The organism is Streptomyces sp. NPDC002776, from assembly GCF_053592195.1.
The window spans coordinates 110,620-133,156 of record NZ_JBSFVG010000009.1 but is presented as its reverse complement, the minus strand read 5'-3'; the positions used below and the strand labels follow the sequence as shown (position 1 = coordinate 133,156).

The following is a 22,537-nucleotide window of genomic DNA, read 5'->3' as shown; positions in this document are numbered from 1 at the left end:
CTCAACTCCGGCGGCGCAGGGCGATCTCCGTGAGCTCGTCGATGTCGAACTCGGAGCGGCCGGGGGAGCCGTAGCGGGTGATCTTGCCGCGGCTCACCCACTTGCGGATCGTCGCCTCGGACACCCCCGCGGCGAGCGCGGCCACCTTGGTGGGCACCAGCCGGTGGCGTGGTGGTCTCGTCATGCGCCGACAGCCTTCCGCCGCCGCTCCATGAGCGGGCGCAGGGTGATCCACTCGTGCATCTCCCAGGTGTGCCCCGCTGAGCACCGGATGCTCGTCCGGTCCCCGGCCGGCCGCGGCGACGTCGTGATCCTTCCGGCGCAGTCGGCCACCACGCACTCCCGGGTGACCACCTGGGACTCACCGGGCTCCGGGTCGATCGTGCGCAGCAACTCCCGTCGCAGCGCGTCGATCTCGTCCGCGAAATCGGCCGCGGGCGGCTGTCCGGTCAGCCACGTGAGGTGGCGCAGCAGGAAACGGGACAGGTCCGGCACCGAGCGGGCGGGGGCGGCACCACCGAGTTCGTCGGTGACGTACCGCGCCCACGACTCCAAGATGGCGAGGATGTTGTGCCGGGCGTCCAGCGCGGACATGTTCAAGCGGTCCCGGCTCCGGCTCCCCGAGACCCGGGTGTGGTGCGGCCGCCGGGACGTCGGTAAGACGTGGTGCAGACTCTCCTGGTAGAGACCGGGCAGCGCGCGCAGATCACCTTCCAACTGCCGGACACGCGAGGCGCAGAGACCGGATTCGATCGCCCCGCCTGGTTCCTGGACAGAATTCTTCGGGCAGGCATGAGAATCCATGCGATTCCTTTCGGAGGCGGGTTGTCCGTCGGCCGTCTTGAATGACGTGAACCGTCCCAGTGGATTTGCACAGCCGTGGGCGAGGCGAAGGCTCGTGGGAAGAGCGGAAAGTCGCGGCTGAAGATCTCGAATTCGGCCCCGGGCGCACTGGGAGATTTCCACGGGGCGGTTCGGGGTGTCAACGTTCTGTATCCGCGGTCGATCGGCGCTAAAGGGGAACTCCAGATTCACCCTGCGCGGCCCGCTCCCATGCCCGCCATCCGAACCCCCAGGAGATATCCGTGACTTCGGACATCAGCACCGACACCGCCCAGGAGGCGGTCGCTCTCCGCGCGGACCTGCTCCGCCGCGTCGAGGACAGGCTGCGGTCCCTCCTCGCCGCCGAGCGCGATCTGTGGGCCGGGGTGCACGAGGGGGCGGTCGTCCCCATCGACGCGCTGTCCGCGCTGATCGCGTCGGGCGGCAAGCGCATCCGGCCCGCCTTCTGCGTCACCGGCTATCTCGCCGCCGGCGGCGACCCCGACGACCCCGGGATCGTGGCGGCCGGCGCCGCCCTGGAGATGCTGCACCTGTCCGCCCTCGTCCACGACGACGTCCTGGACGACTCCGGCACCCGGCGCGGCGTGCCCACCGTCCACACCACGTACACACGCCTGCACGGCAGCCGCGGCTGGCAGGGGGAGTCACGCCGGTACGGCGAGGGAGTGGCCCTGCTCGTCGGTGACCTGGCGCTCGTCTACAGCGATGAGCTGATGGCGCGGGCACCGGGCCCGGCGCTCCCGGAGTGGCACCGGCTGCGCTCCGAGGTGATGATCGGCCAGTACATGGACGTCCACGCGGCGGCCGAGTTCTGCGCGGACCCCCGCACCTCCCGTCTGATCGCCCGCATCAAGTCCGGCCGGTACACCATTCACCGGCCCCTCGTGGTGGGCGCGGGCGCGGCGGGCCGCGGCGACCTCGCCGCCGCCTTCGAGGAGTACGGCGAAGCCGTGGGCGAGGCGTTCCAGCTGCGGGACGATCTGCTCGACGCCTTCGGTGACTCCGCGGACACCGGCAAGCCCACCGGCCTGGACTTCACCCAGCACAAGATGACCTTGCTGCTCGGCTGGGCGATGCAGCGCGACGAGCACATCCACACCCTGATCACCGAGCCGGGCCACACCCCCGACGAAGTGCGCCGCCGTCTGGTGGACACGGGTGTGCCGCGCGACGTCGAGCGGCACATCGACGGCCTCGTCGAACGGGGCCGCAAGGCCATCGCGGACGCCCCCCTCGACGAGGTGTGGCGAACGGAACTGGCGGACATGGCCCGCCGCGTGGCCTACCGCACATCCTGAGCCCACCCCCTTCCGCCCCCGCCCAGCGCCGCCTGAACAGCGTCGATGGCTGAAGCTCCCCGACGGGGGATACGGTGGCCCCCATTGGCGGTTGGTGGGGACGAAGGGACATGGCACGTGGCCTTGAGGGCGCTTCGGTCGGCATTGGAAGCCCTGTACGTCAGGCGGCTGGCGCGTAAGCTGGAGGGCAAGCCACGACCACGGCATGTCGCCATCATGCTGGACGGCAACCGGCGTTGGGCCCGCGGCGCCGGGCACGACGACGTCCGTGAGGGCTACCGCGTGGGCGGCGCGAAGGTCGGCGACTTCCTGCGCTGGTGCGACGCCGCCGACATCGAGCACGTCACGCTGTGGATGCTGTCCGACGACAACCTGCACCGGCCGCCGGCCGAACTCGGGCCCCTGCTCGAGATCATCGAGGAGACCGTGGCGAGCATCTGCGCGGCCGACGAGGACTGGCGGATCGACGTCATCGGCGCACTCGACCTGCTGCCGGGGGAGACGGCCCGGTCCCTGAAGGACGCCGTCGCGGGCACCACCGGCCGCGGCGGCCTCAAGGTCGACGTGGCGGTCGGCTACGGCGGGCGCCGCGAGATCATCGACGCGGTGCGCTCCGCCTTCGACAAACACCTCTCCGCCGGCGGCGACCCGCGCGAACTGGCCGAGAACTTCGACCTCCAGCACATCTCCGACAACCTCTACTCCCCGGCGGGCCCCGACACGGACTTCATCATCCGCACCTCGGGCGAACAGCGGCTGTCCGGCTTCCTGTTGTGGCAGTCCGCCTACGCCGAGGTGCACTTCGTCGAGGTCCTGTGGCCGGCCTTCCGCGAGATAGACCTGCTGCGCGCGCTGCGTTCGTACGCCGTCCGGGACCGCCGCTACGGCAGGTGACCCGGACCCGGGCCGCACCACAGCACCGCTCTACCGGCGCTCCAGATCCGCTCCCGATACTCGGTAGCAGCACTGGAGCGGGGCCTGGCCCCACAGGTCGATCCGAGGGGATTGCTGTGTCCAACCCTGAAGCGGTACTGGCCCGGATGCGCGAGTACATGGTGGGACCGACCCGGTTCATGACCCTGTACGCCTGCTTCGAGCTCGGCATCGTCGACGCCCTGCGCAAGGAGGGCGCCCTGACCGCGGCCGAGCTCGGCGCGGTCGTGGGCGCGAAGCCCGACGCCGTGGAGCAGGTGCTGCAACTGCCGCTGAAGGAGGGCTTCGTCGCCCTGGACGAGACCACCGGCGGCTACACCCTCGCCGCGCTCGCGGACGTCCCGGAGGCCGACCTCCAGCGCGTCCTGACCTTCATGGGCATGATCAAGACGGGCATGATGCGGCAGCTGTACTACCTGCCCGAGTCCATCTCGACCGGCAGTGCGGTCGGGCTCAAGGAGCTCTACGGCTTCGAGGGCACGATGTTCGAGGCGGCGGCCGTGGTCCCGGAGGTGCGCTCCGCGTGGGGGCCGCTGGCGCAGAACGAGACGGCCAGTGTCTATCCCTGGTTCTTTCGCAGCTTCGACGTCCCGGCCGGGGCGCGGGTGCTCGACGCGCGCGGCGGCAACGGCCTCGGGGCCGTGATGACCTGCCAGTTGAAGGGCTCGCCCGGCCTGCGGGTGACCACCTTCGACCAGCCCGCCCTGGAGGCCGCGTGCCTGCGGACCTTCGAGGAGCACGGGCTGACGGAGCAGTGCTCGTTCGTGGCCGGTGACGTCCTCGAGTCCCTCCCGGGCGGCTACGACGTGGTGCTGCTCAAGCACTTCGTGGACATGTACGACAAGGACGAGGTCCTCACCATCCTCAGGAACGCCCACCGGGCGCTGGAGCCGGGCGGGCAGGTCGTGGTCCTCGCGCCCGTGTACCCCGAGGACATCACGGACCCCGACGACCTCCAGGCGGACTTCTTCCCGGCCTACATCCTCGGCTGTGTGGTGGGGCGCGGCGGGCTGCAGAAGCTGTCCACGTACCGGAGCTGGCTGGAGGAGTGCGGGTTCGAGGTCACGAAGGTGACCGCCAAGGATCCCGCCGACATCCCGGCGGACGCCATCATCAACCGTGTGGTCATCTGCGCCGTGAAGCGGGACTGAGCAGGCCGGACGCCTGCCGCGGCCGGTGCCCCGGGCACCGGCCGCGGCCTTGGCCTTCAGGCGGTGTAGAGGTCGAACGTGGAACTGCGGCGCGGTCCGGCGACGACGTCCAGCTGGGGGTCGACCACCAGCATCGCCTGGTGCAGCCGCTGCACCCGCGGGGACGGCTCCACGCCCAGGCCCTCGATCAGCCGGATGCGCAACGTCCGGTAGACCTCCAGGGCCGACGCCTGCCGGCCCGAGCGGTACAGCGCCACCATGGCCTGCGAGTGCAGGCCCTCGTGCTGCGGGTAGCGTGCCGTCAACTCGGTGAGTTCAGGGATGAGTTCGGTGTGCCGGCCGAGCCTCAGATCGGCGTCGATCCGCCGCTCGACGGTCCCGAGGCGGCTCTCCTCCAGCCGCATGACCTCGATCCGCAGCACCGGCCCCACCCGTACGTCGACCAGCGCCGGTCCCCGCCACAGCGTGAGCGCCTGCCGGAAGCGGTCGGCCGCGACGGTGTCGTCGCCCGCCTCGAACGCCGACCGGCCCTCCGCGACCCGCCGTTCGTAGGCGTGCACATCGACGCAGTCGGGGGGAATCGCCAGCACATAGCCGCCGTGCCGGGTGGCGAGGACCTCCTTGGCGGGCGTGTCGGGCCCCATGGCGCTGCCCAGGCGCCGGCGCAGCTGAAGGATGTACGTCTGTAAGGTCGCCAGCGCGCTCTGGGGTGGTGTGCTCCCCCACAGTTCTTCCATGAGCGTGGAGACGGGTACCACGCGTCCCGGATACAGGGCGAGCAGGGACAGCATCTGCCGGGGCTTGCCGGCCGTGGGAACGATCGAGTTCCCGTTGATCTCGGCGCACAACGTGCCCAGGACCTGGAACTTCATGTTCTCCCCCGTACGTCGTCGAGTCCTTCTCCAGTGGGTCGTCCCGTGACCGGAACGCGAGGCTCCTTCGACCCCGGCCCGGTGGAATGCCGACGCGAGGTGATGTGCGTCGAGGGGGAGGGCAACCCCGGGCAGGGGAGTGGTCGCTCGGCAGCGGTCGACGGGGCAGTGCCCACACGGTGTCTGGCGTGGCCGGATCATTCCGGTGCGTACGCCGACCAGTGTTGTCCATGCGACTTGGGCCGGACTGTCGACCGGCTTGGCGCTGACTTGGCGTGGACTGGGCGCGGACCGGCGCGCGGCACCGGCCCGGGACCGTTCGGGCGGCGGGGACGAGCGGCCGACTAGGCACTTTCCCGGCGTTCGGGCGATCGGGGGCGCGAGCGGGCATATGCCGGGTCCGAGCGGAGTCCGCGCATCCGCCAAGTCGGCCTCAAGGCGCGCCGGACTCCCGCTCGACTTTCCCGGACCGGGTGCGAGGGGTGCGGGCAGGCCGAATCATGTCGGCGTGCGCGGCGGTACGGCCGCGGCGCGGATCCGGCGCAGGAGATGGGCCCGGCGCAGCCGCCCGATGCTCTGGTACAGCACCTCGGCGGTCAGCGCATGGGTGAAGGAGTACCAGCCCAGCCGTTGCGGGTCCTCGCCGATCAGTCCGGCCGCCACGAGCGCGTCGACGGCCTTCAGGGCCGCCTCGATCTCCAGCGAGGCGGCCTCCGCGACGACGTCGACGGCGAAGGCGCGGCCGGCGACGGAGGCGACCGACAGCAACTCCGCGGCGACAGGGCCCAGATGGGCCACCCGCCCGAGCACCACCTCACGGACCGGCCCCGGCACCGTTGGTGCCCGGCCCCGGCCCTCCTCGCCGTCACTGACCTTGAGCAGCTCGCGCAGGTAGAACGGATTGCCCCCGCTGCGGTACCGCAGCTCCTCGGCGGCGGCCCCGCTCACCTCCCGCCGGAGCATCGCGTGCACCAGGGTCCGGGTCTCCGCGCCGGTCAGGCCGTTCAGCTCCACCTGCGTCATCTCCGCCCGGGCCAGCGCGGCCGAGGTCCCGGCCAGGGCCGCCGCCTCGTCGGATCGGTAGGCCACCGCCACCAGCAGACGGCTCGTCCGCACCGACTCGGCGAGGTGGGCCAAAAGCCGCAGTGAGCCGGGGTCGGCCCGGTGGAGGTGATCGAGCACGATCACCAGGGGCCGGGCGTGCGACGCCCCGGTCAGGTACTGCACGATCGCCTCGAACCGCCGCAAGGTGGCCGCGTCCGCGTCGGCGCCGTCCAGCGGCTGCCGTGTCTGTCCGTCGAGCACCTCGGCCACGGGACCCGGGACCGGGCGGCGCGGAAGGTGCGTGCCCGCCGTCCCCAGCACCTGCTGCCAGGGCCACAGCGGCGGAGTGGGCACATGCCCGGGACAGGCACCCCACAACACCGGCGCTGTAAGGCCCAGTTGGGCGAAGCGCCGCAGCAGGGCGGTCTTGCCGACGCCCGGTTCACCGGAGACCGTCACCACCTGGCCCCGCCCGCGTGCCGCCTCGGCGCACACCGCGGCCAGGTGCCGCAGCGCCTCCTCACGGCCGACGAAGATCTCCTCGTCCGTCTCCGGCACGGGCGCGGGGACCCGGGGGGTGGCCGGGGGCCTGCGCGGGGCCGTCGGGGCCGGGGCGGGTGGCGGACGCCAGTCCAGCGCCGGGGCGTGGCTCAGGATCTCGCGTTCGAGATGCTGCAGCGCCGGCCGCGGATCGATGCCCAACTCGTCGCCCAGCCGGCGCTGGTTGGTCCGCAGCACCGCCAGGGCGTCCGCCTGCCGGCCGGCTCGGTACAACGCCAGGCTCAGCAGCTCGCAGCCGTACTCGCGCAGCGGGTGGGCCTGCATGAAGGCCTCCAGCTCGGCGACCGCCACCTCGTGGGCCCCGACCGCCAGCAGCGCGGCACAGCGGCCCTCGACGGCCGACAGCCGCAACTCCCCGAGCCGTGCCACCTCCGCCGCCACATGGACGGAGTGCGACACCTCCGAGTAGGCCTCGCCCCGCCACAACGCCAGCGCGGCCTCGAACTCGCTGAGCGCCTCCTGCGGGTCACCCCGGTTCCAGGCCTGCCAGCCCGCCTTGGCGCGCCGTTCGAAGAGGTGGACGTCCACCTCGACGACGTGGCCGTCCAGCAGATAGCCGCGGTCGTTGGTGTGCAGGACCCGCGTCGGGGTGCGCGGCGCCCGGCCCGGTTCCAGCACCCGGCGCAGATTGGCGACGTAGGACTGCAGGGACGTCATCGCGGACGGCGGCGGGCTGCCGGCCCACAGGGCCTCCAGCATCACGTCCACCGGTACCGGCTGGCCGAGGCGGCTGACGAGTAACGCGACCAACTTGCGCTGTTTCGGCGCCCCGAGATCCACCGGCCGGCCGGCGACGGTCGCTTCCAATGGGCCCAGCGCTCGGAATTCCGCCAAAGGGGGTGCAATGCCATGCATTTTGGTTGGTTGCGCTTCGGTCCATCGGATGAATTCCGACGGGGCGTCGAATGATGTCGCGAATAATTCCACGTCGGCCATGTCAAGTTTGAGTATGTTTATCGAATAGACCGATGTCAAGGTCGGGTTACGAAGTGGTGCCGGGCGTGCACCCATTTCCGGGGCCGATAATCTCGCCGTGCGCCATCCGGTACCCGAGTTGAAAGCGGTGCTGGGCGCCGTACTGCTCGCGCAGGGACGCGATGTGTCCTTGCACGGACCGCAGGCTCATGCCGAGGCGGCGCGCGATCGCCTTGTCGGAACGGCCCTCCACCAGCAGCGCCTTGATGGCCTGGCGGACGTCGGGTACGACCTCGCGGGCCGCGTCCGCCGCCCGCACCGGGCGGAACGGGAACCGCTCGGCCCGTACCCAGGCCTTCTCGAACACCCCCCGCAGGAACGCGACGACGGCGCCGTCCCGGATCAGTGCCGCGCTGTGCGGGTGTTCACCGCCGGGGATGAAGGCGATCTCGCCGTCGATCAGGATCAGCCGGTCGAAGAACTCCGGGAGCGTGCGCACGGCCACGTCACCCTGGGCCATGACCTGCTGCACGTATTTCTTCGTGGGCTCGGAGAAGCGGGCGCTGTGCTGGAAGAGCGTGCGCAGCGCGACTCCGCGCGCCAGCGGGTCGCGGACGGCCGCGTGCAGCAGGTCCAGTGCGGCTCCGGGGCCGGGTTCGTCCGGCTGGGCCGTGAGGATCTCCCGCTTCGCCCGCCACAGGGCGTCGCCGATCGTGTCCTGGACGGTCTCCGGGCCGTCGATGTACCGGATCCGGCCGGGGGCCCCGTTGTCGGCGCCTTCCACCAGCAGCAGGTGGCCCGCGGTCTCGGTGGCGTACCGTTCGAGGCTGCCGAGCGTGTCGGCGATCCGCAGCAGGGATTCCAGCGGTGTGTCGGCGGGGGACAGGCTGTCCCGGGTCTGCCCGCTGCCCGCGCTCATGACGTCATCCTTTCCCCCGTTTCCCCGCACCCCGGCGGTTGCCGTCCCCTCAGATCCTTGGTGAACGCCCCCGGCAGGCGCAACCGAGAAGGCGGTCACCCCAGTGATCCTGGCTCGAAACTCTAGAACCGGCGCCGTGGCTCAGTAGCCCGGCTCCTTCGCCAACTCCTCGCGGTGGCCCGCGATTTCGGGCTGGTAGACCCGGGCGTCCCAGTCCTGCGGCGGGACCGGGACCAGGGCGATGGAGACCACCCGCTCCTCGACCCCGAACGCCTCCTGCACGGCGGCCGTCACCTGCTCCACGAGGTGGAGCCGCTGCTCGGCGGTGAGGGTCGCCGGAAAGTGCTGAATGGTCACGTGAGGCATCAGGCCGTCCTTGTCCAGGGGGTCGCGGGTCGAGGGATGGCGCGCCGGAGCGCCTTGACCAGTTCGTCGACGCCCGGCTCGCGCAGCGCCCCGTAGTGGTCGGTCTCCAGTTGCACGATCGTGGGCGGGGTTGCCGTGCGCCCCGGTGAGCGTTCCAGGAAGGAGGGTTCGTCCCCGGCGGCCCGGAACACCGTGACGGGCGCGGCCACTTGGCGTGCGGCCGGGTCATGGGTGAAGCCGTACGTACGCCGTACCACGGCGATGACACGGCGGATCAATCCGCTGTCCAGCTGCGGGAAGCGTCGCTCGACGAACCGCGCGAAGCTCTCCTCGTCCGCGCACTCGCGCAGGCACTCCTCGACGGCCGGGCCGCGGGCGGTGCCGGCGAAGACGGAGAAGAGGAGGGTGGTGAAGACGGGATCGGTGAAGTCGGCCACCGGCGAGGGCCGTGGGGCGCCGGCCGGCCGCGGCGATCCCGGGGCCAGCAGCAGCACCTGCTCCACCCGGTGCCCGGCCTGCTCCAGCTGCCCTGCCGCCTCGAACGCGACCCGCGCGCCGAAGGAGTAGCCCCACAGCGTGTAGGGACCCCGCGGCTGGACGCGCCGCAGGGCCGCGACGTCGGCGGCGGCCATCTCCTCGACGGACGCCAGCGGCGACTCGCCCTCATTGACGCCGTGCGCCTGGATCCCGTGGACCGGCCGCCCGCCGGGCGCGCGGGCCGCGAGCAGCCGCAGGTTCATCGTCACCCCGCCGAGTCCCGGCCAGCAGAACACCGGCGGCCCGCTGCCCTCGGAGCGCAGCGGTGTGATCCGCGAGGGGGGCGCCGCGGCGCGCGCGCTCACCGCCTCGGCCAGCTTCGCCACCGTGGGTGCCTCGAACAGCACCTGGAGCGGCAGGGCGCAGCCGAAGCTCTCATTGATCCGCTTGACCAGGCCCACCGCGATCAGCGAGTTCCCGCCGAGCGCGAAGAAGTCGTCGTGCACGGAGACGAACTCCCGCCGCAGGGCCGTCCGCCACAGAGCGCCGAGCCGTGCCTCGACGCCGTTGCGCGGCTCCACCACGGGACGAGCCCGGGCCGCCGTCCGGTCGACCACCCCTTCGAGGGCCTTGGTGTCGAGCTTGCCGTTCGGGGTGTGCGGCAGGGCGGGCAGCACCAGGATCCGGCTGGGGAGCATGTACTCGGGCAGGGAGGCGACGAGATCGTCCCGGATCAGCTCCTCCGGCCCCTTCATGTGCACCTGGTCCTCGTGCATGCCCTCGTGGCGGACCTGTTCCTCGCTGATCGTGCCGCCGACGCAGAAGTACGAGGGCCCGGTGGGCCGTCGGGCCGTCCGCAGGATCGCCGTCATGCGGCGGGCGGCGGGCAGGTCGTCACCGGTGCGGGAGCTGTACCCGGCGGGCATGAAGCCCAGGTGGACGGTATTCGACATCAGGCGCTGCAGTTCACGGCCGAGGTCCAGGTAGCCCAGCCGCTCCCGGCCCTGCTCGGCGGCCCGGCTGACCAGGGTGATGCCGAAGCCGGAACGGTCGTAGGCGGCCTGGTTGATGGCGATCACATGCCGCTTGAGCACCAACGCGTCGCTGACCCGGTGCAGTTCGCCGTCCCGGTACAGGTACTGGCCGCTCGGCCGTCCCGCCTCGCTGCCCGGAGGGAACTGCACGTAGATGTCGAGCGCGCGGTGCTCGGGTTCCGGCGTCCAGGGCACCAGGTCGAACGAGCCCAGGCCGAAGTCGTCCTCGGCGCAGCCCAGCAGGCGCGGCAGGCCGGTGTCGTGCGGCGTCTCGGCGAGGGCCAGGCCATGGGCGGGCAGCACCTCGTCGAACAGGCCGGCCATGTGCCCGGCCTCCATCTCCAGGACCTCCTGGATGTTCTTCTTGTACACCGGCTCGATCGCCGCTCTGCGACCGACGAAGTGCACCCGGTGCCGGGCCCGATCCACCGCGGCAGGGCGGATCAGCACCAGTTCGTGCCGGACCGGGTGGTAGTAGTAGTGGCCCGGCGCCACACCCTCGATGCCGCTGAGCTCCAGGTAGAGCTGTACCGCGTACAGGGATCCGGGGGAGGCGTACGCGTACTTCGGCAGCAGCCGCTCCGCGCTGAGGTGCTGCCCGAAGTTGCGCAGGACCGCGCCGAGTTCGGGCAGCGCCAGCTCCTCCGGGCGGCGCGATCCGGCTCCCCGGGCGCGCCGGCCGAGCGCCGACAGAACGTCCGTGACCTTCAGCGGGCCGCCCTCGTAGAAGCGGTACGTCTTGCGGGCGAAGGCCCGGCGCCGTGCCTCGGGGTCGGCAGTGGCGCCGGGCAGGGGTAAGGCGGGACGGCCCCGCAGATCGGCTTCGTCGCGGACGCCCGGGTCGGACAGCTGGGTCCGGACCTGGAGCCTGGACGCCTTCGACACATGGTGTTCGCCGAACTCGCCCTGGTCCATCAACGCCGCCTCGCGGGCGCTGAGTTCGACGCACGCGACCAGGTGCTGGGCCCGGGTGCGCGGGTCTGTGCGCAGCAGGACGGCGGCGTTGCGCACCCAGTCGTGCGCCTCGACGGCCAGGCGTATCTCGTCCAGCTCGATACGGAAGCCGCGCAGTTTGACCTGGTTGTCGACGCGGCCCGCGAACTGGGCGGTGCCGTCCGGGTTCCAGCGGGCCAGATCGCCGGTGCGGTACAGCCGTTCCCGGCCGTCGGGCGTCGTGAAGCGCTCGGCGGTGAGCTCCGGCCGGTGCAGATAGCCGCGCGCCAACTGCACGCCGCTGATGTGCAGTTCACCCGTCTCACCCGGCGCCACGGGGCAGCCGTCGGCGTCCAGGATGTGATAGCGCAGACCGGTCACGGGCCGGCCGATCGGCACGGTCTCGGGGCCCTCGTCGAGGGCGGCGGGGTCGACGAGATGGGCCGAGGTGTTGATGGTGCACTCGGTCGGGCCGTACAGGTTGACCAGTGCGGTGTCCGGCAGGGCCCGCGTCAGCCGCCTCGCGAGCGCCCGGGACAGTGCCTCGCCGCCGCTGAAGAGGTGGGTGAGCGACGTGCAGCGGTCGAGTTCGTCGGTGTCGACGAGGGCCTGCAGGAGGGTGGGCACGCACTGCAGGGCCGTCACCTCGTGCCGGGTGACGGCCTCGACGATGCGCTGCGGATCCCGGTGGATGCCGCCGGACCCGACCACGACCCGGCTGCCGCAGGCGGCGGCCAGCAGCTCCCACTGCGCGGCGTCGAAACTGATCGGCGTCTTGTGCAGCACGGTGGTGTCGGCGCCGAGCGAGAACGTGCCGGCGAGCCAGCGCATCTGATGCGCCAGCGCGCGGTGCTCGATCGCCACACCCTTGGGCTTGCCGGTGCTGCCCGAGGTGTAGATGACGTACGCCAGGTCCCCGGGCCGCGGCCCCTCCGGCAACCCGGCCGGGTCCGAGCCGGAGCGGCGCTTCCTGAACTCCACGACGTCGTCCGGACAGATGACGACGGCGTCGGAGGCGAGCACGTCCGCCAGCCGGCCGCGCAGGTCGTCCTGGGTGAGCACGACGCTCATCCGGGCGTCCCGCGTGACATGGCGGATGCGCTCCTCGGGATAGCCGGGCGAGAGCGGGAGGTAGGCCCCGCCGGACCGCAGCACCCCCCAGGCACCGATCACCAGGTCCAGCGACGGTTCGACGAAGAGCCCCACGCAGTCGTCCGCGCCGACGCCGAGATGGTGCAGATATCGCGCCACGTCATCGGCCTGGTCGGCCAGCTCGCGGAAGGTGAGCGACTCGCCCTCGTGCACCACGGCGATATCGCCCGGACGGGCCCGGGCCTGAGCGGTCAGCAGGTCAGGCAGGCATGCGCCGACGTCTTCCTGGCTCTTCATCTACGTACCCCCGTGCTCGGACGGCTCTTCGACCTCCGGCACGAACGTACGTATCCGCGCCAGGAGCGACGGCGCGAGCGACCCCCGCAGTCGATGCAGTGCGGCAACCCGAACCATGGGTCGCGTGGCCGCGCGGACCCGGAGCGCCGGATTCTGGGCCAGCATGTGCTCGCGGAGGGGGCCGCACCGAGCCCCCGGCAGGTGTATCGAGCAGAGCCGATCCGGAGGGGCCCCGTGACCGACTTGTCGACCGGCAGTGTCGTCAGCTCACTCGAGGAACTGGTGGGCAACACCCCGATGCTGCGGCTGAGACTCGCCGGGCTGCCCGACGACGCCCATGTGCTGGCCAAGCTGGAGGCGGCGAATCCGCTGTCCAGCATCAAGGACCGGGCCGCCCTGTTCATGCTGCGCGCCGCCGAGCGGGCGGGCACCCTGCGCCCCGGCGGGACCGTCATCGAGTCCACCTCCGGCAACACCGGCATCGCCCTGGCCGCCCTGGCCGCGGCCCGCGGCTACGGCTGCCGCATCGTGCTCCCCGACAACGCCTCCCGCGAGCGCCTGCTGACCCTGCGCATGCTGGGCGCCGGCATCGAACTCACCGACCACACCCTCGGCTTCGCCGGCTGCGTGGAGCGCGCCGAGGAACTGCACGCCGAGACCCCGGGCTCCTGGTACGCGGCGCAGCACGTGAACGCCGACAACGTCCGGGCCCACTACGAGACGACGGGCCCGGAGATCTGGCGGGACAGCGGCGGCCGCGTCGACCACCTGGTGTGCGCCGTCGGGACCGGCGGCACCCTGACCGGAGTCGCCCGCCGGCTGCGCGAGCACAATCCGCGGCTGAACGTCGTGGCCGTCGAACCCGCGGGCTCGCCCCTGCTGTCCGGCGGAGCACCGGGCCCCCACCGCATCCCCGGCCTGAACGGCGGATTCACCAGCCCGGTCACCGACGTCACGCTGATCGACGAGGTGATCGCCGTCGAGGACGAGGACGCCGCGGCCACCACCCGCGCCCTCGCGGCCGCCACCGGAGTGCTGGTCGGCGTCTCCTCCGGCGCCGCCGCGTACGGCTGCCTGGAACTCGCGCGCCGGTACGACCTCTCGGGCGCCACCGTCGTCACCGTCTTCCCGGACAGCGGAGAGCGCTACCTCAGCTGGTGGCCCGAGGCACAGGATGTGCCCGGCACGCCGGACGCCCCGACGTCCTGAGCGGTGCCCGCCGAGCCCGCACCTCACAGTTCGCCGCGCTGTCTCGTCGGACTGACAGGCGCACGGACGCCCAGCCCCGCCCACCGGAACGGAGCCCCACCGACCCATGACTCCCGAGCGTTGCCTGCTCCTCGTCGGCGCCACGGACGAAACCGTCGCCGCGGCAAAGGAGTTGGGCCTGCACGTCCTGCTGCTGCAGCACCCCACCAAGGTCAACGCCGAGCAACGGCGCCTCGCCGACCACGTGGAGGTCCTCGACTACACCCGCTGGGACCTGGTGGAACCCGTCGCCAAGCGGCTGTGGGACACCCCCGGCTTCACCGCCGCCGTATCGATCACCGAGCCGGGCCTGGAGAACGCGGCCCGCGTCAACGACCTCTTCGCTCTGGGCGGCACCGGCTACGAGGTCACCCGGCGCTTCCGCGACAAGGCCGCCATGCGCGCCCACCTGGCCGGCACCCCGGACGCCGTACACGCCCAACTCCTGCGCGATCGAGCCGACTTGGACTCCTTCGGCGAGCGCCACGGCTACCCCTTCATCGTCAAGCCGACCGACGCCACCGCGAGCATCGGCGTTCACCGCCTCGACGGCCCCGCCGACGCCGACCACGTCTGGGCCGGGGTGCGCCGGCTGGCGGGCACCAGGACGGACCGGGTCTCGACCCTGATGCTGCTCCAGGACTTCCTGATGGAGGAGTACCTCGACGGCCCCGAGTACAGCGTGGAGTCCTTCAGCTCCGCGGGCCGTCACGTGGTCATCGCCGTCACCGAGAAGTTCACCGACCCCGCGCACTTCGCCGAACTGGGGCACGCGGTCCCCGCCCGGCTCGGCGCGGCGGCCGAGGAGCAAGTACGGGCAGCCGTCGTCGCCTTCCTGGACCGGCTCGGCATCAAGGACGGCGTCTGCCACACCGAGCTGCGGATCGGCGCCCGCGGCCCCCGGGTCGTCGAGAGCCACAACCGGATCGCCGGCGACGCCATCACCGACCTGGTCCACAGCGTCTACGGCATCGACACCGTCAAGCTCGCCCTCGGCGCCCCCTTCGGCCTCGCCGACGCGCTTCCCGACCGGCCCGAGGCGCACGGCGGAGCCGCCGTACGGTCGGTGATCGGACGGCCCGGCGACCTCGTGGAGTCCGTCGACGGCGTGGCCGAGGCGCAGGCCCTCGCCGATGTGCTCGCGGTGCGCGTCAGCGCCCGGCCGGGGCAGACGGTACGGCCGCTGCGGGACAACTGGGACCGCCTCGGCCTGGTCGCCGTCACCGGCGAGGACACCACCGCGGCGATCCGGCGCGGCGCCGAACTCATCGGGACCGTGCTGAAGGTACGGCTGAAGGACCCCGACGGGCGGCCCCGCCTGGCCCAGGCGGCCCCGGTGAACGACGGGACGGTGACCACGGCATGAGCGTGCTCGTCCTGCACCGCAACCCCCTCGCCGCCTTCCCCTACCGCCGCTGGCTGAGCGGCGACGCCCCCGGCCTCGACGACCGCACGCCCTACCCCGGCGACATCGTCGTCCTCGCCGCCCGCGACAAGATCGAGTCGGCCGGGGAACAACTCCCCGGCGACCTCGACCACGACTTCACCCACCTCGAACTCTTCGACACCCTCGACGACGAAGCCGTGCCCGCCCGCGCGCTCGCCCTCGCCGAGCGGCACCGGATCACCCACGTCATCGCCCACCACGAGGCGGACCTCGCCCTGGCCGCCCGGCTGCGTGAGCGCCTCGGGCTCGACGGGGCCCGCGGCGCGGACATCCGGCCCTTCCGCGACAAGGCCCTGATGAAGAGACTGGCCGGGCAGGCCGGCATCGAGGTCGCCCCGCACACCGTGCCGGGCAGCGCCCAGGAGGCCCGCGACTTCGCCGCCCGGCACGGCTTCCCGGTGGTCCTCAAGCACCGCGAGGGCTACAACTCCATCGGTCTCAGCATCGTCGCCGGCCGGGACGAGCTGGAAGCGCGGCTCGCGCCGGCCTACCGGGGCGGGCCGCGGGACGACCTGCTGATCGAGGCGTACGTGCCCGGGCGGATGTGCCATGTCGACGGACTGGTGGTGGACGGCCGTACGGTGGCCGCCTGGCCCTCGCAGTACCAGTACGACCTGGCCTCCTTCGGCGTCGACCCCGGCCCCCGCGTCGACCTGACCCTGGACGCGGCCGACCCGCTCACCCCCCGGCTGCTCACGCTGGTCGAGCGGACCCTGGCGGCGCTGAAGCCCGAGGGCTCCCGGCTGCGCACCCACGCCTTCCACGCCGAGGTCTTCCACACGCCCGACGACCGGCTGGTGCTGTGCGAGATCGCGGGGCGGTCCGGCGGCGCCAAGATCCGGGAGGTCTTCGAGATCCTCTTCGGGATCCAGCTCGCCGTACAGGTGACCCGTGCCGAGGCGGGGCTCTCGCTGCCCGCGGTCGAGGGCGCCGTGGACGAGCGGGGACTGCTGCGGCCGCGGTGCATGTCGGGACAGGTGCTCACGATGAAGCGGCCCGGGCTGGTGCGCTCGCTGCCCTCCGTGCCGGACGAGGAGTGGGTGCGCGGCTTCTGGCTCTTCGCCGAGGAAGGGCAGGTGATCCCCCCGGCCGCCGGATCCGCGGACTTCCTCACGGCGGCGGTGGGTTCGGCACCGACCCGCGCCGAGTGCGAGCGCAGACTGCGGGCGCTCGGTGCCCGGATCGTCGCCGAGACGAAGATCGTGCCGGCGGCCGGGGACGGGGAGGCGTGATGCGGCGGTACCTGTCGTCCGTCCGCTTCAAGTACATGGCGGGCATGGTCGTCGACGCGACCGGCAGCGGCATGTACCTGCCGCTGTCGCTGCTGTACTTCCACCATGTCACCGGGCTGCCGCTCACCGAGGTCGGGGCCATCGTCACGGCCGCCTCGGTGATCGGCCTGATCAGCAATCCGGTCGCCGGCGTGCTCATCGACCGCTTCAGCGCCCGGACCGTCCTGGTCGGCGGATACGTGCTGCGCGCCTCGGCGTTCTGCGCCTATCCCTTCGTCGACAACGGCCTGGCCATGTTCGCGGTCGTGCTGCCGGTCGCCCTCGGCGACACCTCCTACCCGCCGGCCATCCAGTCCTTCGTCGCGGAGATCGTGCGGGGCACCGAGCGGGACAAGCTGCTCGCCCTGCAACGCAGCCTGCGCAACGCCGGGATGGGCCTGGGCGGCCTCCTCGCGGGCGCGGCCCTCGCCCTCGACGACTCCGGGTTCTACGTCGTCGTCCTCGGCGCCGCCGCCGGCTATCTCCTCGCGGCCGGGCTGATGAGCACGATCCGCCCCCAGGCACCGGCCCGGCCGGCGGGCGGCCGCGTCTCCCGCAAGGGCGGCTACCGGATGGTGGCCCGCAACCGGCCCTTCCTGAGCCTGACCCTGCTGAACATCCCGACGGCCTTCGCCTACATGGTGCTGGCCGTGGCGCTGCCGGTGTACCTCACCAGTGAACTCGACGCGCCCGTCTCACTGGTGGGCATCGTGTACGCCGTCAACACGGTCGGCATCGCCGTGCTCCAGATCCCGGTCACCCGGCTCCTGCTCAGGTACCGCAGAACCCGCGCGGTGGCGCTCGGCGCGGGCATCTTCGGCCTGTCCTTCGTCACCTTCGCCGTGCTCGGCGGGCTGTCGACCGGGGCGGCCCTGATCGCCGGAGTGTTCGCCGCGACCGCCCTGTTCACGGCGGGCGAACTGCTGCACGGCGCCACGGCCTCCGCGCTGGTCGCCCAGGCCGCGCCGGAGGAGACCCGGGGCCGTCATCTCGCCGTCTACCAGCTGTCCTGGGCGGTGCCCATCGCGCTGGCGCCGACCGTGCTCACCGCCCTGCTCTCCCTGTCGGCCACCGGTATGTGGCTCCTGCTCACGGCGGGCGTGGCGGGCTCCGCGCTGGGCGTACTGCGCCTCGAACGCCGGCTGCCGCAGGCCGCGGTGCACCCGCTGCCGCCCGAGCCCGGACCGGCCGTACCCGAAACCCGCCCCACCGGAAAGGTTGCGTGACCCCATGGGGATGTCCAGTTGGCGCCTGCTCGGCGCGGAGGACCCGGAGTTCGCCCGGGAGGAGGTCGCCGGACAGAGCGGGCTGGTCAGCCAACTGCGCCCGCTGATCACCGAGTTGACCGCACCCGGCGACCTGGTCCTCGACCCCTTCGCCGGATGGGGCACCACCCTCGTGGCCTGCGCCGCGGAGGGGCGGCTCGGGGTCGGCCTGGAGATCAACCCGGCCCGCGCCGAGGAGGCACGGCGACGCGTCGCCCGCTACCCCGACCAGCGCATGCTCTGCGGCGACGCCCGCAAGCCGCCGCTCGACCCCGGCAGCGTGGACCTCGTCCTGTGCGACCTGCCGTACTTCGGCACCGCACTGGACCTCGACGACCCCGACCCGGGCCAGATGTACGCGCTGCGCGACTACGACACCTATCTGACGGCACTCGACGAGGCCTTCGCGGCCGTCGCGGCGGTGATGCGGCCGGACGCCTACGCCGTCATCGCCGTCCAGAACCGGCGGATCGGTGACCGGTTCGTCCCGCTGGCCTGGGACGCCGCACGCGTGCTCGGCCGCCATCTCACCCTCGGGGACGAGCGCGTCCATCTCTACGACTGGCCGGTCAAGGACGACGACGACCCGATGCGCACCAACCGCTCGCACGAGTACCTGCTGATGGCCCAGAAGTGCGGCGACCCGGCGCGGTAGGCGTCAACTTTCGCGCCACAAGCGGAGCTTGTCGGGGTTGAGCACCGACCAGATCTGCCTGATCCGGTCGCCCGCGACATCGAACGCCAGCACCGACACCGGCACGCCGTCCACCTCGGCGACCAGGCCCGGCTGGCCGTTGACCGTGCTCTCCGCCAGCCTCAGATCCGGCACCACGTCCATCCGCCCGGCGAAGAACCGCGCGATCTGCTCGGCGCCCTCGATGGGGCGCAGCACCGCCTGGACGAGGCCGCCGCCGTCGCCGGTCGCGGTGGCGTCGGGGGCCAGCAGCCCGATCAGGGCGTCGATGTCCTTGGCCTCCCAGGCCGCCTTGAAGGCCCGCACCATGTCGGCGCTCCGGGCCGCCGGGGCCGCGGCGGTCTGCGAGGCGCGGATCCGGCGGCGCGCCGACGAGGCCAGCTGCCGGCACGCGGGCTCGCTGCGGCCGACGATCGCGGCCACCTCGGCGAAGGAGTACCGGAAGACGTCGTGCAGGATGAACGCCACGCGCTCGGCCGGGGTCATCAACTCAAGGACGACGAGGAAGGCCATGTTGATCGACTCGTCGAGGGTGACCCGGTCGGCCGGGTCGACCGCCGTACCGCCGCCCCACCGCCCGCTGATCCACTGCGTGTCCGCGGGCAGCGGCTCCGGCACCCACTCACCGACGTAACGCTCCCGCCTGGCCCGGGCCGAGCCGAGCAGGTCCAGGCAGATACGGCTGGCGACGGTGGTCAGCCAGGCACCGGGCGACTCGACGGCCTCCCGCTCCGGCGCGGACATGGCGTACCAGCGGGTGTACGTCTCCTGGACGACGTCCTCGGCCTCGGTGAGCGAGCCGAGCAGCCGGTAGGTGAGATTGAGCAGCTGGCGCCGCTCGCTCATGATCGCGCTCAGGCCCGGATCGTCGGGCCGGATGTCCTCGGCCCCGGATGCGTCTGTCATGGTGTCGCCGACTCCCTCGGTCGCTCCGCCCCCGTTCGGTCCGACGACACAGGGCCCCGGAGTGTGAGGCGGGCGCCCGCCTCACATTTCGCGGGGCTGCGTCGTCGTACCCGGTGAACAGAACACTAGCCAGGTGACCAAGGAAGGCAACCGATGTCGGAATCCGTGAATGTCTCGATCATCTACTACAGCGCCACGGGCAACGTACACGCGCTGGCTCAGGCGGCGGTCGAGGGTGCGGAGAAGGCCGGCGCGCAGGTGCGCCTGCGCAAGGTCGCGGAGACGACTCCGCAGGAGGTCATCAACCTCAGGCAGGAATGGGTCCAGCACCTCCAGGACACCGCCGACGTCCCCCAGGCCGGTCACGACGACCTGGAGTGGGCCGACGCGGTGCTCTTCGGCACGCCCACCCGCTTCGGCAACCCGGCCAGCCAGCTCCGGGCGTTCATGGAGACGACCGGGCCCCTGTGGTTCCAGGGCAAGCTCGCGGGCAAGGTGTACTCGGCCTTCACCGCCTCCAACACCGCCCACGGTGGCCAGGAGTCCACCCTCCTCGCCCTGGGCAACACCTTCTACCACTGGGGCGGCATCATCGTGCCCCCCGGCTACACCGACCCGATCCAGTTCCAGTCCGGCAACCCCTACGGCACCTCCCACGTGGCCGGTGCGGGCGCGCCGGGCGACGTCCAGTTGCAGGCGGCCCGGCACCAGGCCCGCCGTACCGTGGAGATCGCGGCGGCGCTGAAGGCGGGGCGCGCGGCGGCCTGACCCCCGGCTGCGCCGCATGAGACCGGGCAGGCAACCGCGGAGCCTGCCCGGCCTCATTCGCTTCGCTCGTGGGGAGTCACGCGAGGAGCGAGCGGCCCGTGGGCGCCAGCCTCAGTTCCTGGGGGGCCGCGGACTGCTCCCGATCGAGGGCGGGGAGGATCTCGTCCCGCACCCGGGCGTGCGCCCGTACCCCGGCCCGGTGCTTGTGGTGCGCGCCCTCGTCGGGGTACGAGGTGAAGAGCGCGGCGGTGTTCTCGCCGGTGCGGACCGGCAGCCGGGGGAACGTGTTCGGCGCGTCCTCGGTGGTCAGGAAGGCGAAGGGCGCGGGACCCGTTTCCGCGAGCGCGGGCAGCATGCCGTCCCGGACCAGCGCCACGCCGTCCTGCCGGCCGGACGGGAAGGACCACACGGTGGCGGACACGAACCGGTCCGGCGCGGGCGCTCCCACCGGCGGCCGCCCGGAAGGGTCGTAGGAGAACCCGGCCTTCTCGGGGCGCAGCAGCAGGACGTCGTCGGAGTCGAGCATGGTGTCGTTGGCCCGCGGGCCGTGCTCGGCCCAGACGGGGCCGCCGTAGAAGTCGGTGAGCCCTCGGTGGCGGGCCGTCATGTCGGAGAAGCCGCGCAGCCAGACGAAGCGGTCCGGGTCGTCGAGGTCCCGGAACTGTCCGAGCACCATCATCCCCACCTCCTCCTGGGACTCCACGAACTCCCGGTCGAACAGCTCGATGAGCTCCTCGCGCCGCCCGGGACGCAGCGTGTACTGGCGAAGTTCGATCACGGCAGGCAGGCCGGCGAGGTCGGTCGAGGGCACGGCGGGGCTCCTGTTCGGTGCGCTGCGGGATACGCGATGCCGGCCACGGGTGCGCTGAGCCGGGCCGCGGACCGACGGTAGGGCAGCACTGTGACAGAACCTGTCAGGGTTTCCGGGGGAGAATGGCGCCATGTCCGCCGGCCGACTGCTGTCGGTGCTGCTGATGCTCCAGTCCCGGGGCCGCCTGACCGCACAGGCGATCGCCGAGGAGCTGGGGGTGTCCGTGCGCACCGCATACCGTGATCTGACCCGTCTGCAGGCCGCCGGGGTGCCGGTCTACGCGGAGCCGGGCCGCCGGGGCGGCTACCAGCTCCTCGACGGCTACCGCACCCGGCTGACCGGGCTGAGCGAGGGCGAGGCGCGGGCCCTGTTCCTCGCCGGACTGCCCGGCCCCGCCGCCGACTTGGGCCTCGCGGGCGAGGTCACGGCGGCCCGGCTGAAGCTGCTGGCCGCGCTGCCCGCCGGACTGCGCGAGGAGGCGGCACGGACCGCGGCGGTCTTCCATCTGGACGCCCCCGGCTGGTACCGGGAACCCGAAGGGGCACCGCAGCTGCCCCTCCTCGTAGAGGCGGTGCTCACCCGGCGCGCGGTGGACGTGCGCTACCACCGCTGGCGCGCCCCGCAGGAGGTGAACCGCCGTCTGCACCCGTACGGGCTGGTCCTCAAATCGGGCACCTGGTACCTCGTGGCCGCCTCCCCGAAGGGCGTCGCGACCTACCGTGCCGCCCAGATCCTGGACGCGGCCCTGAGCGACGAACTGTTCGACCGGCCCGGCGACTTCGACCTGGGCGCCTACTGGAGCGCGTACCTCGACGACTTCCAGGCCCGCCGTCACACCGGTACCGCCACCGTCCGGCTGTCCCCCCGGGGCCGTGAACGCCTGCCCGACAACATGCCCCCGGAGGTGGTGCGGGCGGTCGACGCCACCGCCAGGGCCGTGGGCGACGACGGCTGGTGCGAGGCGGTCATCCCGACGGAGAGCGTCCCGCATGCCTGCGGTGAGCTGCTGCGGCTCGGCGCCGACGTCGAGGTGGTCGCGCCCGCGGAACTGCGGCAGGCCATGGCGTCCACCGTGGAGGTCCTCGCCCGGGCCTACGGCGTGATGTCCCGTGAGGCCGGCCGCTCGGAACAGCCGAAACCGACTGCACGACCCAGTTGACCAAGGCAATCGAGGTGCCCGATCCGGCCATTGGACCGGGCACCGAAACCGCCCCCCGCGCTCACCCCGTGATCTCCGGTCCTCGATGTCGGCCCCGGTCGAGAAGGCACGGACCACCTGCCCCTTCGCGACGCGTGGCCGTGATCGGAATTCCCGCCGGGGATCCCACGGAGAACGAGCGCGGACGCCAGTGACCGGGTGGCGTGAATTTGGCGGCCCTCCTGACCGGAGCG

Annotated in this window: 19 protein-coding genes; 10 read left to right on the top strand and 9 right to left on the bottom strand. The window is 72.3% G+C overall.

The genetic code is table 11. The features are described 5' to 3' along the window. Position 1: 1 nt before the first annotated feature. Complete coding sequence (locus tag ACWD11_RS19830) at positions 2 to 184, bottom strand: hypothetical protein (protein ID WP_389417851.1); 183 nt, start codon at positions 182 to 184, stop codon at positions 2 to 4. Then, complete coding sequence (locus ACWD11_RS19825) at positions 181 to 594, bottom strand: hypothetical protein (protein ID WP_389417852.1); 414 nt, start codon at positions 592 to 594, stop codon at positions 181 to 183. Before ACWD11_RS19825 ends, ACWD11_RS19830 begins: the two co-directional genes overlap by 4 nt. Positions 595 to 1,085: 491 nt before the next feature. Between ACWD11_RS19825 and ACWD11_RS19820 the strand changes: the two genes are divergently transcribed. From ACWD11_RS19820 to ACWD11_RS19810, 3 genes are all read left to right on the top strand, one after another. Further along, entirely contained in the window at positions 1,086 to 2,141 is a 1,056-nt protein-coding gene (locus ACWD11_RS19820; protein WP_451284414.1) for a polyprenyl synthetase family protein, read from the top strand. A gap of 123 nt (positions 2,142 to 2,264) precedes the next feature. Beyond that, a complete protein-coding gene (locus ACWD11_RS19815) occupies positions 2,265 to 3,035 on the top strand; it encodes an isoprenyl transferase (RefSeq protein ID WP_451284621.1) in 771 nt (256 codons plus the stop codon). Positions 3,036 to 3,151: 116 nt separating this feature from the next. Beyond that, positions 3,152 to 4,225: a methyltransferase gene (locus tag ACWD11_RS19810; protein ID WP_451284412.1), complete on the top strand. Its 1,074-nt coding sequence runs from the start codon at positions 3,152 to 3,154 to the stop codon at positions 4,223 to 4,225. 56 nt (positions 4,226 to 4,281) lie between these two features. Here ACWD11_RS19810 and ACWD11_RS19805 read toward each other — a convergent pair whose 3' ends face one another. The 5 genes from ACWD11_RS19805 to ACWD11_RS19785 form a co-directional block, all read right to left on the bottom strand. Then, on the bottom strand, positions 4,282 to 5,097 hold the full coding sequence (locus ACWD11_RS19805; RefSeq protein ID WP_389417855.1) for an AfsR/SARP family transcriptional regulator: 816 nt from the start codon (positions 5,095 to 5,097) through the stop codon (positions 4,282 to 4,284). Between the two features lie 498 nt (positions 5,098 to 5,595). Continuing rightward, positions 5,596 to 7,557 (bottom strand): BTAD domain-containing putative transcriptional regulator, encoded by a 1,962-nt coding sequence (locus tag ACWD11_RS19800; protein ID WP_451284409.1) that lies wholly within the window; start codon positions 7,555 to 7,557, stop codon positions 5,596 to 5,598. Positions 7,558 to 7,684: 127 nt separating this feature from the next. After that, positions 7,685 to 8,536 (bottom strand): LuxR family transcriptional regulator, encoded by an 852-nt coding sequence (locus tag ACWD11_RS19795; protein ID WP_451284407.1) that lies wholly within the window; start codon positions 8,534 to 8,536, stop codon positions 7,685 to 7,687. Positions 8,537 to 8,677: 141 nt separating this feature from the next. Beyond that, positions 8,678 to 8,902 carry a tautomerase family protein gene (locus tag ACWD11_RS19790; RefSeq protein ID WP_451284405.1) on the bottom strand — a complete coding sequence of 75 codons (225 nt, stop codon included), beginning with the start codon at positions 8,900 to 8,902 and terminating at the stop codon, positions 8,678 to 8,680. Then, a complete protein-coding gene (locus tag ACWD11_RS19785; protein WP_451284403.1) occupies positions 8,902 to 12,735 on the bottom strand; it encodes a non-ribosomal peptide synthetase family protein in 3,834 nt (1,277 codons plus the stop codon). The genes ACWD11_RS19790 and ACWD11_RS19785 overlap by 1 nt, the downstream gene beginning before the upstream one ends. 234 nt (positions 12,736 to 12,969) lie before the next feature. Between ACWD11_RS19785 and ACWD11_RS19780 the strand changes: the two genes are divergently transcribed. From ACWD11_RS19780 to ACWD11_RS19760, 5 genes are all read left to right on the top strand, one after another. Then, positions 12,970 to 13,944, top strand: a complete 975-nt coding sequence (locus ACWD11_RS19780; protein ID WP_451284401.1) for a PLP-dependent cysteine synthase family protein — start codon at positions 12,970 to 12,972, stop codon at positions 13,942 to 13,944. A gap of 106 nt (positions 13,945 to 14,050) precedes the next feature. Beyond that, positions 14,051 to 15,349, top strand: a complete 1,299-nt coding sequence (locus tag ACWD11_RS19775) for an ATP-grasp domain-containing protein (protein ID WP_451284399.1) — start codon at positions 14,051 to 14,053, stop codon at positions 15,347 to 15,349. Beyond that, positions 15,346 to 16,662, top strand: coding sequence for an ATP-grasp domain-containing protein (locus tag ACWD11_RS19770; protein WP_451284397.1), 1,317 nt, complete (start codon positions 15,346 to 15,348; stop codon positions 16,660 to 16,662). Before ACWD11_RS19775 ends, ACWD11_RS19770 begins: the two co-directional genes overlap by 4 nt. Further along, positions 16,662 to 17,927 carry an MFS transporter gene (locus tag ACWD11_RS19765; RefSeq protein ID WP_451284395.1) on the top strand — a complete coding sequence of 422 codons (1,266 nt, stop codon included), beginning with the start codon at positions 16,662 to 16,664 and terminating at the stop codon, positions 17,925 to 17,927. The genes ACWD11_RS19770 and ACWD11_RS19765 overlap by 1 nt, the downstream gene beginning before the upstream one ends. Before the next feature lie 4 nt (positions 17,928 to 17,931). After that, positions 17,932 to 18,621 (top strand): TRM11 family SAM-dependent methyltransferase, encoded by a 690-nt coding sequence (locus ACWD11_RS19760; RefSeq protein WP_389417864.1) that lies wholly within the window; start codon positions 17,932 to 17,934, stop codon positions 18,619 to 18,621. Between the two features lie 3 nt (positions 18,622 to 18,624). Here ACWD11_RS19760 and sigJ read toward each other — a convergent pair whose 3' ends face one another. Beyond that, positions 18,625 to 19,566: an RNA polymerase sigma factor SigJ gene (gene sigJ / locus ACWD11_RS19755; RefSeq protein ID WP_451284393.1), complete on the bottom strand. Its 942-nt coding sequence runs from the start codon at positions 19,564 to 19,566 to the stop codon at positions 18,625 to 18,627. 153 nt (positions 19,567 to 19,719) lie between these two features. On the opposite strand from sigJ, the gene wrbA reads away from it, so the two are divergent. Beyond that, on the top strand, positions 19,720 to 20,334 hold the full coding sequence (gene wrbA, locus ACWD11_RS19750) for an NAD(P)H:quinone oxidoreductase (protein ID WP_389417866.1): 615 nt from the start codon (positions 19,720 to 19,722) through the stop codon (positions 20,332 to 20,334). A 76-nt stretch (positions 20,335 to 20,410) separates the two neighbouring features. Here wrbA and ACWD11_RS19745 read toward each other — a convergent pair whose 3' ends face one another. After that, positions 20,411 to 21,145, bottom strand: coding sequence for an NIPSNAP family protein (locus ACWD11_RS19745; RefSeq protein ID WP_389417867.1), 735 nt, complete (start codon positions 21,143 to 21,145; stop codon positions 20,411 to 20,413). Between the two features lie 130 nt (positions 21,146 to 21,275). Here ACWD11_RS19745 and ACWD11_RS19740 point away from each other — a divergent pair, with 130 nt between their 5' ends. Continuing rightward, positions 21,276 to 22,304 carry a helix-turn-helix transcriptional regulator gene (locus ACWD11_RS19740; protein ID WP_451284391.1) on the top strand — a complete coding sequence of 343 codons (1,029 nt, stop codon included), beginning with the start codon at positions 21,276 to 21,278 and terminating at the stop codon, positions 22,302 to 22,304. The last annotated feature ends 233 nt before the right edge of the window (positions 22,305 to 22,537 follow it).